This is a genomic window from Rhizobium ruizarguesonis, assembly GCF_012349115.1.
Lineage (GTDB): Bacteria > Pseudomonadota > Alphaproteobacteria > Rhizobiales > Rhizobiaceae > Rhizobium > Rhizobium ruizarguesonis.
The window spans coordinates 54,284-67,241 of sequence record NZ_PQIG01000093.1; the positions used below are offsets into that span (position 1 = coordinate 54,284).

Below are 12,958 nucleotides of genomic sequence, written 5' to 3' on the forward strand. Positions count from 1 at the left end.
TAGACCGCGTTCTCAGACGGCCCAGCAGGAGCAGCCAAGGGCGCCAAAGAAGCCCTTCAGGTCGGCGATAGGCAGCTTCGATGTCCACGCACCGGCATGATCGTGGCCATGGACACTGCAATCGCTGGCGCAGCCGCAGGAGGCGATCGCCGTACGGCGCAGCGAGTGTCTGCCTGCACCGTCGGGCTCGCCCCAGGCGGCATAACCGCCGAACTTGCGAACCGGTGACCAGTCCGGCATGGCGGGCGGAATATCGCTCTGATCCAGAGTGGCAAAATTGTCGGCAGCGTAGACGATCTTGCCGCCCACCATGGTGAGTTCCGACGTCAGGAACGAGATCTCGTCCTCGGCGCAGGCGAAGAAGTCCTTGTCCGGGACAATCAAATCGGCAAACTGGCCCTTTTCGATGCGTCCCTTCTTGCCCTCCTCGTTGGAGAACCACGTGACCTTTTCGGTCCACATCCGCAGCGCCGTCTCACGGTCGAGACAATTGGCACGCGGGTAGAGCTGCATGCCGCCGACAGTCTTGCCGGTAACCATCCATGACAGCGAGACCCAGGGATTATAGGAGGCAACGCGGGTCGCATCCGTGCCGGCCGAGACGTTGACACCCTTGTCGAGCATGCGCCGGATCGGCGGGGTGGCTTCGGCGACACCATGGCCATAGCGCTCGACGAAATATTCGCCCTGATAGGCCATGCGATGCTGCGTGGCGATGCCGCCGCCGAGTGCTGCGATGCGATCGATCGACCGATCGGAAATCGTCTCGGCATGATCGAAGAACCAGTTCAGGCCCTCGAGCGGGATATCCTTGTTGACCTTCTCGAAAACGTCGAGAGAGCGGCTGATCGTTTCGTCATAGGTGGCGTGAAGACGCCACGGCCAGCGGTTTTCGGCCAGCACCCGAACGACGTCTTCCAGTTCGCCTTCCATTTCCGGCGGCATGTCCGGGCGGGGCTGGCGAAAATCCTCGAAGTCGGCGGCGGAAAACACCAGCATCTCGCCGGCGCCGTTGTGACGGAAATAATCGTTGCCCTGTTTGTACTTCACAGACTGCGTCCAGTTGAGGAAGTCTTCCTTCTCGCCCTTCGGCTTCTGGGTGAAGAGATTGTAGGCAAGCCGGACGGTCAGCTGATGTTCGTCCGATAATTTTTGGATCACAGCATAGTCGTCCGGGTAATTCTGAAATCCGCCGCCGGCATCGATGACTCCGGTGATGCCGAGCCGATTGAGCTCGCGCATGAAGTGACGGGTCGAATTGACCTGATAGTCGAAAGGAAGTTTCGGACCCTTGGCAAGCGTCGAATAGAGGATACCCGCATTCGGCTTCGCCAGCAGCAGGCCCGTCGGATTGCCGTTGGCGTCGTGCGTGATCTCGCCGCCGGGCGGGTTCGGCGTATCCTTGGTATAGCCGACGGCACGAAGGGCAGCACCGTTCAGCAAGGCCCGGTCGTAGAGATGCAGCAGGAAGACTGGCGTGTCGGGCGCGACGGCATTGATCTCCTCGATCGTCGGCAGGCGCTTTTCGGCGAACTGGTGCTCGGTGAAGCCACCGACGACGCGCACCCATTGCGGGGCGGGTGTGATGGCCACCTGCCGCTTGAGCATGTCCATCGCATCGGCGAGCGACCGGACGCCGTCCCAGCGGAGCTCCATGTTGAAGTTGAGACCGCCCCGCACAACGTGAGTATGGTTGTCGATCAGACCAGGCAGTACACGTTTGCCCTTGAGATCAATGATCTTTGTATCCGGTCCGGCGAGTGCCATGACGTCGCGGTCGGTACCCACGTCGGTGAATAGGCCGTCCTTGATGGCCACTGCGGTGGCGTTCGGATTTGCGCGATCAAGCGTCGTGATCAATCCATTGTGAAGAACGATGTCTGCGTGCATGGAAGCGGCTCCGGTCTTGTTGGGATCGGCGGCATTGGCCGGTGAAAACAAGTTTGAAAAGGCGAGGCTCGATGCTGCCCCCAGGAATGTGCGGCGCGTCGTCATCAGCTTTTCCCCGATGTTGAAGCTTCATGGGGTGGGTTCACCGCCACCACGTTTTTCCCGCCCTTCGGGAGGTGACCGAACATGTGTGGCTTGATCTGATGAAGCCAGGAGACGGCGGCTGGCTCGCGAGCCCAAATGCTCTTTGCCAGTGGCACAAGCTGCTCGCCGACAAGAATGCCGAGCAGCCCGATGAGCGCGACGACAGGCGGGGCAGGCGAGCGGACATTGAGCAGGCTGTAGATCACGCCCACCAGCAGGCCGGCAGCGAGTGAAAGAAGATAGAGTTTCATGGGGGAACCTCGCGTGGTGAAGGAAAATCACTCCGGCAGGACGCAGCCGGCCGGAGTGATTGACGGTTTACTTGGCAGGATTCGGGCCGATCCGCTTGCCGTGCTCGACGCGTTCGGCGCCGCCGTGGACATGCGTAACAGCATAATCGATGCCCATGCCGTAAGCGCCGGAATGCTCCTTCACCAGCGACGTGACCGCGTCGTAGGTTTCCTTGCGGGCCCAGTCGCGCTGCCATTCGAGCAGGACCTGCTGCCAGGTGACAGGAACGACGCCGGCCTGCACCATGCGGTCCATCGCATATTTGTGCGCATCGACGGACGTGCCGCCGGAAGCATCCGCAACCATGTAGATTTCGTAGTCGGTATCGTTCATGCAGGAGAGCGCGAAGGTCGTGTTGCATACCTCCGTCCAGAGGCCGGCGACGACAATCTTCTTGCGGCCATCGGCAGCGTGCTTGGCAAGCGCGTCGCGGACGTTCTGGTCGTCCCAGGAATTCATCGACGTGCGCTCAAGGATATCGTTGTCCGGGACGACAGCGAGCAGTTCCGGGAAAGTGTTGCCCGAAAAGCTGTCGGTCTCGACGGTGGTGATGGTGGTCGGGATGTTGAAGATCCTCGCCGCCTTGGCAAGACCGACGACGTTGTTCTTCAAGACCTGGCGGTCGATCGACTGAACACCGAAGGCCATCTGCGGCTGCTGGTCGATGAAGATGATCTGACTGTTCTGCGGGGTGAGGACCTGAAGCTTGCTGGACATCTCGTGTCTTCCTTTGACTAGGTTGAAGGTAGGTAATGAGGCAGGGAAGGCGGCACGTCTTGAAAGTTATGCCGCCTTATTGTTGGAAAGCGACGTCAGGCGGCGAGCGGTGTCAGCCCGGCTTCGATCTGGTCACGATAGGGCTCGTAGCGTGCCGGCAGCTTCAAAACCTCGCCGAGATGTGCCGTATCTTCGTCGCGGTCGAAACCGGGCTCGTTCGTGGCGATTTCGAACAGGACGCCGCCGGGTGTCCGGAAGTAGATGGCCCAGAAGTAGTCACGGTCGATGACAGGTGTTACCTGGTAGCCCGTATCCATCAGCGCCTTGCGGACTTCGAGCTGCTTTGCGCGGTTCTCGACGGCGAAAGCGATGTGATGCACCGAACCTGCGCCCTGCCTTGCGAAAGGCGTTTTCGGAAGGACCTCGAGGTCGATCGTGTCCGCGCCATTGCCGCCGGGGATGATGAAGCGGGTGACGTCACCATCCGTCTCAGTACGTTGGTAGCCCATGAAACCGAGCAGTTCGGACGTGGCAGCGGCGTCATGCAGGCGGAACTTGGCACCGGTGAAGCCGCGGATGCCGACGCTTTCGTCGATGCCGGCGCCATTCCAGGCCTTGCGGCCATCGGTTTCCGCTTCGACAAGCGCAAACCCTTCGCCGTCCGGCCCTTTGAACAGGAGGCGCTCAGCACCGAAGGCAGTGTCGGTATGCAGGTTGCCGGCTCCCTTTGCCGACAGGCGATCCTGCCAGAAGGAGAGCGAGCCCTTAGGCACCGCGAATTGTGTTTCGCTGACTTCGCCGACGCCTGGGCGGCCGCGCATCACGTCGGGAAACGGGAAGTAGGTCATGACGGAGCCGGGGGTGCCGGCCTCATCACCGTAGTAGAGGTGGTAGACGTTGGGGTCGTCGAAATTCACGGTCTTCTTCACGCGGCGCAGGCCAAGCGCATCCGTGAAGAACGCGTTGTTCTGGCGGGCATCCGATGCCATCGACGTGATGTGATGCAGTCCCTTGATATCCTTGATCACGATGGTGTCCTTCCGTGGCTGCGTTGGTTTGTCTGGTCTGATTGAAAAGCTACGCCCGTTGATCAGTGGCCGGAATTGCAATAATAATTGTCAGTGAATTGCCATGGATGAAATAATCGATGAACGACTACAAGCTGCTTCGAACCTTTCTGCTGGCCGCCGAGAAGCGGAACTTCGCGCAGGTCGCGCGCGAGCTCGACATGACCCCGGCAGCCGTCACGCGGGCGATCGCGGCGCTGGAAGAAGACCTTGGCGTGCAGCTCTTCGTACGGACGACGCGCCAGGTGTCGCTGACAACCGACGGCGCGATCTTCGCTGCCCAGATCCAGCCGGCGGTGCAGGCGCTCGACAACGCGCGCAAGGATGTGATGAATACCCACAAGGCGGATCACGGCCGTCTGCGGATCAGCGCGCCGACCTGGTTCGGCCAGCAGGCTCTGCCGCCAATCCTGTCTGCATTCAAGGAACGCTATCCGAAGATCAGCTTCGAGATATCGCTCGCGGATGGGCTCGTGAATATTATCGACGATGACTATGATCTGGCGATCCGCATTTCCGCGGCACCGTCGGACAAGTTCACGATCTGGCGCAAGATCAGCGTCGTTCGCCGGATCCTCGTCGCAGCGCCCGGCAGCCGGTTTTGCGACATGGAGCATCCGAATGAACTCATTCCCGACGATTGCCTTGCCTATAGCGGCGAGAGCAAGCGGGAGGCCTGGACCCTGTCGGACGGCAGCGGCAGTACCACGATTTCTGCGGGCCGCGCATTCAGCGCCAATAGCGGGGAGGTCCTGGCAAGCATGGCTGCCGATGGAAGCGGAGTCGCCATGCTGCCCAAGTTCCATGTGGCCGAGTATCTGCGCACCGGACGGCTGGTCCACGTCCTCAAAGACTGGTCGCCGCCGGACTTGTGGCTGACCCTGTACTACCCCCCGTACCAGGCACTTCCGCCGCGCATCGCCTCATTCTCGAAGTTCTTCGAACAACAGATTCCGGCGTTTATATCGGCGATCGAATGAACGTCGAAGGAGTGTGGTGCCGCTGCTCTTTAAGAATTTCCGAAAAGGATATGACAGCACCACGGGTGCCAACTTTTCGACAGCAAACACATTTTCCTATTATCGCGGAAAACGCTATCTGCCGTTGGTTCTGCAGGTATTCTGGAACTGGGAGGACGTCGATCCCGCGAACGAAGTAAGCCACCACTTGTCGCTCGGCCAGCGCGTGACCTGTAGTGCGGCGCCCGCGGGTCGTCCGTTTGGTCGTCCACCGCGCCAAGTCCCTAGGGGGTGGTCGGCCAGCGCGGAAAGCCTGGACCCGGCAGTTGACCAGCAGGAACCAACGGCTTCAGAAATCTGCCCCCTCAAAATGTCTGCGATAGGCGAAAGGGCAGGAGCAACGACCCGACCGGTCGGCCTCGGTCGTCGCGCGTACAGCCCGTGACGGGGATCGACGCATCCCCGACCACCACCTCAGATGGTGACCTGAGCTTCAATCAGCCAAAGAACGCACGAAGCTGAGCGAAAAACCCGTCTGGTTTGCAACCTGCCATCTTTCGCAAACGGCGAGCGACTGTTGCCGCGCTGACGCGTTCACCAAAATGGCAGAAGCAGACAAGACCATGCAATTCCTCGTCGCTGAGGTCGAAGAACCGTATGGCTTCTCCGTAGCTATCGCTTTCCATTCCTGCCGCCCGCAGCATGGGATCAGCGAATGCAACAGAGATCGGTGTGCCGTCATCCCTAAGAGCAAGCCGATCTGCAATCGGCCGATATTCGGTTTCGTGAAGCGTCTTGAGATGCGGTCTGGGGCTGCGCTCAAGACATTCGGCCCACCGTTCAAGCCGTTCGCGCCGCGTCATTTCAAGGCGCTTGCAGGTCGTGCTGACGTTGGCGATGGTTTTCAACTGGTCGAGTGCGTACTGTTCCATTTCGGCCTCCTATCTCCGGAAAAATAGATGGTCCGCTCCCAAAAACAGCGTCTCTCAGGTCGCAGCCGATGTCCAATCACGATTGGAAACGGCATCTCGTTGACGTTTCCGTAATCACTGGAGGCGCCTTTGCTTGCTGACGAGCTCTTTTCCCATAGGGTTTCTGCGCCATGTCATACCAAGGCAACCAGACAGGGTTCGGTATGGACGAGATATTCGAACATCTTCTGAACCTTTCGGCACGCACCCAAACGCTGATTGCGGTCTACGATAGTCATGACCGGCTGCAATACGCCAACAGCGCCTTTCGTTCGGTCTATTTCATCGAACCGGATGAGTCTCCCCTCTGGCCGGATCTCATGCGGCGCAATTTCGAGCTGCGGCGAGGCACGGTTATTCAAACGAGCAATTTCGACGAATGGCTGCGGTCGACACAGTCGCGCCGTGGCAAGATTGGCTATCGTGCTTTCGAGACGGACCTGCACGATGGCCGATGGTTTTGGATGACCGAGGCGGTCCAGACAAACGGTTGGATGTTGTGCATTGCGAGCGAGATCACCAGTTTGCGAGCGCGTGGCAGGATCGTCCGGCAAGATCGCGATCAGGCAATCAAGGCGTCTTACACCGACGAGCTCACGGGTGTCGCCAACCGCCGCTTTGTGATGGCACGGGTCGACGACATGCTGGCGGCCGCCCAGCATGGAAGCAATGGCTGCCTTGTCGTGTTCGACATCGACAATTTCAAACACATCAACGATCGGCTCGGTCATCAGGCCGGAGATGTCGTCCTGCGCGATTTTGCGCATCGCATTCATCAGAATGTTCGCCGCAACGATTGTTTTGGGCGGGTCGGCGGAGAAGAGTTCGTTCTGGTGATGCCGTCAACTGGGCCGGAAGACGCCATTGCCATGGTCGAGTGCATGCTGACGGTGATCCGCTTCTCCCGGCCCCTGCCTGAATCACCCGACTTCAGCTACACCTGTTCTGCCGGCATCGCCGCTTGTGCCCCGTCAGACAGCGCCTCGGACCTTTATCGACGCGCCGATCAAGCACTCTATGCTGCCAAGTTAAGCGGCCGGGACAGGGTGCGCGCAGCCTAGTCGCGCAACAGTCGTGGCGGACGGAAATCTGGACCTGTTCGCTGTGGCAGGAACCAATGTTATTGGGCCAAATTCTTAAATCCCTGACCCGTACAGCTCCTGGTCATCGTCGCCTTCCCAAGGGGAGGGCATCGAGGCGCGATTGAGGTTGGCTGAGGGCATGGGCATCCAACACTTCAATTCTGGCTCGGCATATTCGATGATGTGCCCGGGCGAGGAATCAGAGGCACGCCAGCTTTCTGCACCAAACTGATCGCCATTCGACCAATATGCTAGGTCGACTTCTGCTGGCCCCTGTTCGGATGGGCGTATCGTGACGAGGATCCGGCTACCGTCTCTCGGTGCACTTGCCATGTCGCGCCACCGGTCTGTGTCGTCCATCGTTTTTCCTCCTGCCTCGCTGCAGGTTGCGAGTGTCGCCTCGCCATCGGAAGCGGTCAACTCAAACTTCGCAGAACCACAAAAGAGAGGAAGGACGTGAGGCAATCCTTATCCGGGGAAATCGTCGTTCTCGTCTGGATGGGACTTGCGCGGCAGGCGCGCCTCGGTCTTACGCGACGGACCATCCACCGTCCACCAGCAGGTTCGCGCCAGTGATCAGGCTCGCGGCCGGCGATGCAAGGAAGACTACGGCACCCACCACATCATCGGTTTCACCGATCCGGCCGAGTGGAATGTGACCGAGCGTCGCTTTACGATTGTCGGCATCGGATAGAAACGGTGCTGTACCATCGGTGTGGATGAACGTCGGCGATACGGTGTTTACAGTGACATTATAGCGTGCCCATTCGGCCGCAAGGCAGCGCGTGAGGTGATTAATTGCCGCCTTGCTCATGCAATAGATTGCCTCGCCGCGCAGTGCCACGGTGCCGGCCTGCGAGCTGATGTTGATGATCCGGCCCCCATTGCGCTTGATCATGTGCCGCCCGACTGCCTGCGTCATCAGAAAGGTGCCCTTGATGTTGACATCGAGTATCTCGTCAAGGTCCTTCTCCTCGACGAGTTCCGCGAGATTGCCCGGAGCCACGCCGACGTTGTTGACGAGGACGTCGATCCGACCGAATTTAGTAAGCGCTGCGTCGACGGCTTGTGCGATATGGGCCTTATTGGGAATGTCCAGTTCGACAGGCAGAACTTTTCGTCCCGTGCCCTCGAGTTCGGCAACCAGACCTGCCGACGCCGCGACATTGCGGACCCCCAAAACAATATCGGAGCCTGCTCTGGCACAGGCAAGTGCGCAAGCTCGACCGATGCCACGGCTCGCTCCCGTCACCAAAGTCACCTTGCCCTCAAGGCTGAAGTCCGGCGCATTCTTCTGCATCATGATACCTCCCTCGATGAAGCTCATTTATGGCAGCGTCGGCGTGCGGATGCCAGATGTTCTGCCCAAGCTGAGGAGCGTCCCCTTGATCAATGGCCGATCCCCAACGTGGGACGCTCTTACCGGAGCAGCCCATCGCGGCGAAACTCTTCCCACCCGGAGAGGTCGACGGAGGCATCGTTGGGGCCTGACGATGATGCAATCTTGCTGCCGCCACTCTTCAGCGACCGCGTTAGCTTCGCCTTGTAGGCGGCCCGTCGCCGATTCTCCGCAGCCGCTGCAGCATCCTCTTCACGCCAGTCTTCGACAACGCCCCGATCGAGCAGGTGTTCGACCATGCGCGGGTCGAAGACGTGGAAGGTAATCTTTCGCGCGCGACCGCGCAGTTTCACTGTGCGCGTCCCTGCACTTGGCAGGCGGCCGTCCTTGAGCCAGCGATGACGCTCGGTCGTCGTGATCGAAAGTATGTCCTGGATTTCGCGCGGGATCACCGGGAGGGTTTGGATGTTCTCCAGCGCCTCGGCGACAACGGCCGACGCGGCATGGAATTCGGCTTTCGAACCGGCCGGCATCGCCAAAGCAAGTTCACCTGCATCGATGTCGAGCGACTTCTTCGTCGCCGATGGAAGCCGCGTGCGAATTTCGAGGAGTATGCCTTTAGCGCGGACTGTCGATCCCAGCGTAGCCGCTGTTGGCAGCGCCCACGTCTTCAGCAGCTCGACATCGTTCTTTTCTTCCTTCGGCATCATTGAGTTAGATGGGCAGGCGATCCTGCCTCTTCAACAGGAACGAGTCGGGACAAGCGTCGGGGGATGAAGACTGCGTGGCGCCGAACGCTTCATCCGAAGTCATGGCAATAAAAAAGGCCGGGGCGAAATCGCACCGACCTTTCAAACATCGCTCTTCACACCAGTGCCAGTACATCCGTGGTCAAAAGTAGCCGAGCAATTTCGGCAGTCGCGAACACTCCCTTGGAGCGCTCACCAGCAACGCCGATGACCGTGATATAGTGGACCACTACGTTCCTTTCAAGGCTTCGGGCGACGGATGCTCTTCGCGATTTGGTGACTTGCGATGACGGTCGGCTTGAGGAAGCGGGAGAGTTCGAGCCGGCTGTGGCCATCCGGTGCGCGCATCAAAAATATAGCTCTGGTTCAGGCATCTTCGCGATTGGGAATCCGCAACGTCCTGATCTGATCCGCGAGAACGAGGAACGCCCCGCCACCGTCTGATCGGACATCGACTCCGCGCATCTCGCCATGTCGTCGATACTAGCTCGGCCGATTGAACCAGCGGGGCTTGCGCCATCGATAATCTGGTCGATAAGCGGCGTCGTCTGGCGCGGCCGGGCAGGTAAGCCATCTTCTCTGCGGTTCATCGGCGATGCGAGCGGCGTGACGCCGCCTCGCGGATCAGCCACGTCTGCCCCCATCCAAACCTACCTCCCCTGCGATTGCGGCCATCGCGTCCTGCCCCGGCTTTGGGTCCTGCCAGGCTCGCGCCGCCGGCAACGGCTTTGCCGTCCTCCACTGCGTTTCGGCCCTGCGGGTGCAGGCGCCGCTTGCCGCCCGGCTTTCGGACCGCCGTAGCAGGTCGCGATGGCCGCGACCTCGAAACGGAGGTTCCAACATGAGCAGGCAGCAATCCAATCAACGATCCGATATCTATAGCCGCATCACCAACACGATCATCGCCGATCTCGAAGGCGGCGTGCGGCCATGGACCAAACCCTGGACGACGGGACATGCGGCAAGTGAGGTCAGCCGGCCACTGCGCCACAATGGCCAACCCTATTCCGGCATCAACGTCCTGCTGCTGTGGTCGGAAGCCATCGCCCGCGGCTTTGCCGCATCACGCTGGATGACGTTTCGCCAGGCAATCGAGCTCGGCGGCGCCGTGCGCAAGGGCGAAACCGGCACGACCGTGGTCTTTGCCAGTTCGTTCAGCCGCACCGAGACGACCGAGACGGGCACCGAGATCGAACAGGATATTCCATTCCTCAAGACCTACACGGTGTTCAACACCGATCAGATCGCCGGTCTTAACGGCCGCTTTGACGACGTCGCACCTGGCGAGGATCCGATGAGGCGGATCGGCGATGCCGGCCGCTTCTTTGCCAATACCGGCGCACTGATCCGGCACGGAGGTACGGCTGCCTATTATGCCGCTCAGCGTGATTACATCCAGATGCCATGCCTGGATGCCTTCCGGGACGATGCCGCTTACGTCGCGATCCTCAGCCACGAGATGACGCATTGGACTTCTGCACCGCGACGGCTGGATCGCGATCTCAGCCGCTACGCAAAAGACCGCAGCGACCGCGCCCGCGAAGAGCTGATTGCCGAACTCGGCAGCGCGTTTCTCTGCGCCGATCTTGGCATCGTCCCAGAGCTCGAACCGCTCCCCGATCATGCAAGCTATCTCGATGGCTGGCTCAAGGTTTTGGGTAACGACAAGCGCGCCATCTTCTCGGCGGCAGCCCATGCGCAGCGCGCCGTCGACTACCTGCATTCCTTGCAGCCGGAGCGCAACGAGGAGGAGGCGGCGTAAGCCGTCTCTTCCTTCACTCAACCGTCTCTTCCTTTACTCAGGCATGAGAGACGCGGATGCCGATCACTGCAGCGGAAGGTAGCCTCGCGACCGCTTCCTGCGCAAAAGGCTGAGCAGCAGATCGACGGCTTTTGCCTCGCTATCGAAGACATGGATCTTCTGCTGCCCGCGACTGCCGATGCGTCCCCAGCTGCGCACCAGCGAGGTCTCGCCGAAGAGGTTCGGCTCGATCGACAGCGCATAAAAGCGGGCCATGTTCTTCGATGGATCGATGCGTTCGATGTAGAGACGATAGGGCTGAACTGTCATGCCGGCAGGATCGCAAGGACCAGGCGGCGGCGTCCAACGACATTTGTGAATCGGTCAGGCCCGATCGATTCATCGGGGTGATGTGAACCGCCTGGCTCATCTCACTGCGATCTTCGCATTCTCGCCTTTCGGGTCAAATGCAGATGATCGAGCGATCGGCGGTCAGAAGGTTCGGGTGAATGGTGCCGACACCGTTGCCGCACCCATGACGAATGACTTTGCGTACCGAACCGGAAACGTGACGAGGGCGACGATTGCCCAGGCCGGATCGCAGGCGCCCTGCGCATCATGTTGATCAGGGCGCCTTTGACGAGACCAAACCAGATCCTCGGTCGACCTCGTGGTGAACGATAAATCCGCCTGGCGGCTGTGTTGCCAGCAAGTCGATGAACAATTGCTTGTCGGCGTCGCGGATCAGGAATTTTGGCAGTTCCCGTCTCAGCCACTCGGCAATCCCGCCTGCAAACTGCACATCGCGGTCATGCTCGAGCCGATGCAGCACCAGTGCGCCGATCAGCACCTTGCGGCGCGTGTCGATGGCGCGCTCCTGCTTGCTGAGCCGGATCTGCAATGTCTTGCGCTGGGCTTCGAGCTGGGCGAGCCTTTCCCCAATAGATTTACGTGCCACGATGATCTTCTCCCTTGTTCCCATTGAGCCAATGGCCGCGGCAATGAACGGAGGGTCTCCGCTGCCGGCGTGCCTGGTTCGAAGTTGTCTCGACGAGCGGCACTTCGAAACCCGCAAATCTGCGCGTGGAAGCAACCGGGTGAACGGCTTACGAGGTCATCGGGAGATTGCTGCGTGCTCCCACCAGTGCCCGAAGGCGCGAAGCGGCGAAGGCACAAGGGCGCACTTACGAGTTGCTGGCGCAACTCCAGTGCGGGCCGCGGCCCGCTGACCAAGGACAAGCGATGGCGATTTATCACTTCAGCATGAAGCCGATCGCCCGCAGCGGCGGGCGCAGTGCTGTTGCGTCCGCCGCCTATCGCGCCGCCGAGCGCCTCACCAACGAGCGCGATGGGCTGACGCATGATTTTAGCAACAGAACAGGTGTCGAGCATGCCGAGATCGTCTTGCCGGCTGGGTCTTCTGCCTATTGGGCGATGAAGCGATCGGCCTTGTGGAATGCCGCCGAGCGTGCCGAGAAGCGCAGTGACGCCCGGATTGCCCGGGAATTCGAAATCGCGCTGCCGCACGAATTGACGTCGGAACAGCGCCTGGCGCTGACACGTGCCTTTGCCGCCGATCTCGCCAACCGCTATGGCGCTGCCGTCGACTTTGCGATCCATCGGCCAGGTGAGGCAAGCGATATCCGCAACAGCCATGCGCATCTGATGATGACGACGCGTGAGGTGAGGGAAACCGGTCTTGGCGACAAGACGCTGCTTGAGCGGGAGAACAGATGGCTTCTCGCCAATCACCTGCCGCCATCGCAACTGCAGCTGAAGGACCTGCGCCAGGCCTGGGAGCATCTTGCCAATACGCACCTTGAGAGGGCCGGTCACGATATCCGCATCGACAACCGATCACATCTGGAAGCCGGGATCACGATCGAGCCGACCGAACATGTCGGTGTGCATGCGACCCAGATCGAACGACACGGTGGGGCAGTCTCGCGCGCGCGCATCTCACCGCAATCGGCCGACCGAAATGCCGAGACCATCCGGAGGCGCCCGG

Annotated in this window: 14 protein-coding genes and 2 pseudogenes; 4 read left to right on the plus strand and 12 right to left on the minus strand. The window is 60.3% G+C overall.

The window, feature by feature from the left end; genetic code table 11:
* Positions 1-12 precede the first annotated feature (12 nt).
* From C3Y91_RS24125 to C3Y91_RS24140, 4 genes are all read right to left on the minus strand, one after another.
* Entirely contained in the window at positions 13-1,995 is a 1,983-nt protein-coding gene (locus C3Y91_RS24125; RefSeq protein WP_168575884.1) for an amidohydrolase, read from the minus strand.
* A complete protein-coding gene (locus C3Y91_RS24130; RefSeq protein ID WP_024319940.1) occupies positions 1,995-2,285 on the minus strand; it encodes a XapX domain-containing protein in 291 nt (96 codons plus the stop codon). The genes C3Y91_RS24125 and C3Y91_RS24130 overlap by 1 nt, the downstream gene beginning before the upstream one ends.
* 67 nt (positions 2,286-2,352) lie before the next feature.
* On the minus strand, positions 2,353-3,042 hold the full coding sequence (locus tag C3Y91_RS24135) for a hydrolase (RefSeq protein ID WP_024319941.1): 690 nt from the start codon (positions 3,040-3,042) through the stop codon (positions 2,353-2,355).
* A 95-nt stretch (positions 3,043-3,137) separates the two neighbouring features.
* Positions 3,138-4,070, minus strand: a complete 933-nt coding sequence (locus tag C3Y91_RS24140) for a VOC family protein (RefSeq protein WP_027689898.1) — start codon at positions 4,068-4,070, stop codon at positions 3,138-3,140.
* Between the two features lie 119 nt (positions 4,071-4,189).
* On the opposite strand from C3Y91_RS24140, the gene C3Y91_RS24145 reads away from it, so the two are divergent.
* Positions 4,190-5,089 (plus strand): LysR family transcriptional regulator, encoded by a 900-nt coding sequence (locus C3Y91_RS24145; RefSeq protein WP_130663444.1) that lies wholly within the window; start codon positions 4,190-4,192, stop codon positions 5,087-5,089.
* A gap of 476 nt (positions 5,090-5,565) precedes the next feature.
* Here the strand turns inward: C3Y91_RS24145 and C3Y91_RS24150 are convergent, their stop codons facing one another.
* A complete protein-coding gene (locus C3Y91_RS24150) occupies positions 5,566-6,000 on the minus strand; it encodes a hypothetical protein (protein ID WP_024319942.1) in 435 nt (144 codons plus the stop codon).
* 203 nt (positions 6,001-6,203) lie between these two features.
* On the opposite strand from C3Y91_RS24150, the gene C3Y91_RS24155 reads away from it, so the two are divergent.
* Complete coding sequence (locus C3Y91_RS24155) at positions 6,204-7,100, plus strand: GGDEF domain-containing protein (RefSeq protein WP_168575891.1); 897 nt, start codon at positions 6,204-6,206, stop codon at positions 7,098-7,100.
* A 75-nt stretch (positions 7,101-7,175) separates the two neighbouring features.
* On the opposite strand, the gene C3Y91_RS24160 is transcribed toward C3Y91_RS24155, so the two are convergent.
* From C3Y91_RS24160 to C3Y91_RS38090, 4 genes and pseudogenes are all read right to left on the minus strand, one after another.
* Positions 7,176-7,481 carry a hypothetical protein gene (locus C3Y91_RS24160; RefSeq protein ID WP_018069935.1) on the minus strand — a complete coding sequence of 102 codons (306 nt, stop codon included), beginning with the start codon at positions 7,479-7,481 and terminating at the stop codon, positions 7,176-7,178.
* A 169-nt stretch (positions 7,482-7,650) separates the two neighbouring features.
* A complete protein-coding gene (locus tag C3Y91_RS24165; protein WP_024319943.1) occupies positions 7,651-8,421 on the minus strand; it encodes an SDR family NAD(P)-dependent oxidoreductase in 771 nt (256 codons plus the stop codon).
* Between the two features lie 119 nt (positions 8,422-8,540).
* Positions 8,541-9,167 (minus strand): hypothetical protein, encoded by a 627-nt coding sequence (locus C3Y91_RS24170; RefSeq protein ID WP_024319944.1) that lies wholly within the window; start codon positions 9,165-9,167, stop codon positions 8,541-8,543.
* Between the two features lie 309 nt (positions 9,168-9,476).
* A pseudogene (locus C3Y91_RS38090) lies at positions 9,477-9,566 on the minus strand (VOC family protein); the annotation flags it as partial.
* Between the two features lie 484 nt (positions 9,567-10,050).
* Here C3Y91_RS38090 and C3Y91_RS24180 point away from each other — a divergent pair.
* Positions 10,051-10,971, plus strand: coding sequence for an ArdC family protein (locus tag C3Y91_RS24180; RefSeq protein ID WP_168575885.1), 921 nt, complete (start codon positions 10,051-10,053; stop codon positions 10,969-10,971).
* A gap of 63 nt (positions 10,972-11,034) precedes the next feature.
* On the opposite strand, the gene C3Y91_RS24185 is transcribed toward C3Y91_RS24180, so the two are convergent.
* The 3 genes and pseudogenes from C3Y91_RS24185 to C3Y91_RS24190 form a co-directional block, all read right to left on the minus strand.
* Entirely contained in the window at positions 11,035-11,280 is a 246-nt protein-coding gene (locus tag C3Y91_RS24185; protein WP_012755368.1) for a WGR domain-containing protein, read from the minus strand.
* Between the two features lie 105 nt (positions 11,281-11,385).
* Positions 11,386-11,479: pseudogene (locus C3Y91_RS38095) on the minus strand (type IV secretory system conjugative DNA transfer family protein); the annotation flags it as partial.
* Between the two features lie 96 nt (positions 11,480-11,575).
* A complete protein-coding gene (locus C3Y91_RS24190; RefSeq protein WP_130663629.1) occupies positions 11,576-11,914 on the minus strand; it encodes a mobilization protein in 339 nt (112 codons plus the stop codon).
* Between the two features lie 278 nt (positions 11,915-12,192).
* On the opposite strand from C3Y91_RS24190, the gene mobQ reads away from it, so the two are divergent.
* Positions 12,193-12,958: MobQ family relaxase (mobQ, locus tag C3Y91_RS24195; protein WP_168575886.1), on the plus strand; the 766-nt coding region annotated here is incomplete at its 3' end.

Excerpts from the sequence above, each read along its gene's own strand:
- C3Y91_RS24125 (WP_168575884.1), bottom strand. The coding sequence starts at position 1,995 with ATGACGACGCGCCGCACATTCCTGGGGGCAGCATCGAGCCTCGCCTTT.
- C3Y91_RS24130 (WP_024319940.1), bottom strand. The coding sequence starts at position 2,285 with ATGAAACTCTATCTTCTTTCACTCGCTGCCGGCCTGCTGGTGGGCGTG.
- C3Y91_RS24135 (WP_024319941.1), bottom strand. The coding sequence starts at position 3,042 with ATGTCCAGCAAGCTTCAGGTCCTCACCCCGCAGAACAGTCAGATCATC.
- C3Y91_RS24145 (WP_130663444.1), top strand. The coding sequence starts at position 4,190 with ATGAACGACTACAAGCTGCTTCGAACCTTTCTGCTGGCCGCCGAGAAG.
- C3Y91_RS24150 (WP_024319942.1), bottom strand. The coding sequence starts at position 6,000 with ATGGAACAGTACGCACTCGACCAGTTGAAAACCATCGCCAACGTCAGC.
- C3Y91_RS24155 (WP_168575891.1), top strand. The coding sequence starts at position 6,204 with ATGGACGAGATATTCGAACATCTTCTGAACCTTTCGGCACGCACCCAA.
- C3Y91_RS24160 (WP_018069935.1), bottom strand. The coding sequence starts at position 7,481 with ATGGACGACACAGACCGGTGGCGCGACATGGCAAGTGCACCGAGAGAC.
- C3Y91_RS24165 (WP_024319943.1), bottom strand. The coding sequence starts at position 8,421 with ATGCAGAAGAATGCGCCGGACTTCAGCCTTGAGGGCAAGGTGACTTTG.
- C3Y91_RS24170 (WP_024319944.1), bottom strand. The coding sequence starts at position 9,167 with ATGCCGAAGGAAGAAAAGAACGATGTCGAGCTGCTGAAGACGTGGGCG.
- C3Y91_RS24180 (WP_168575885.1), top strand. The coding sequence starts at position 10,051 with ATGAGCAGGCAGCAATCCAATCAACGATCCGATATCTATAGCCGCATC.
- C3Y91_RS24185 (WP_012755368.1), bottom strand. The coding sequence starts at position 11,280 with ATGACAGTTCAGCCCTATCGTCTCTACATCGAACGCATCGATCCATCG.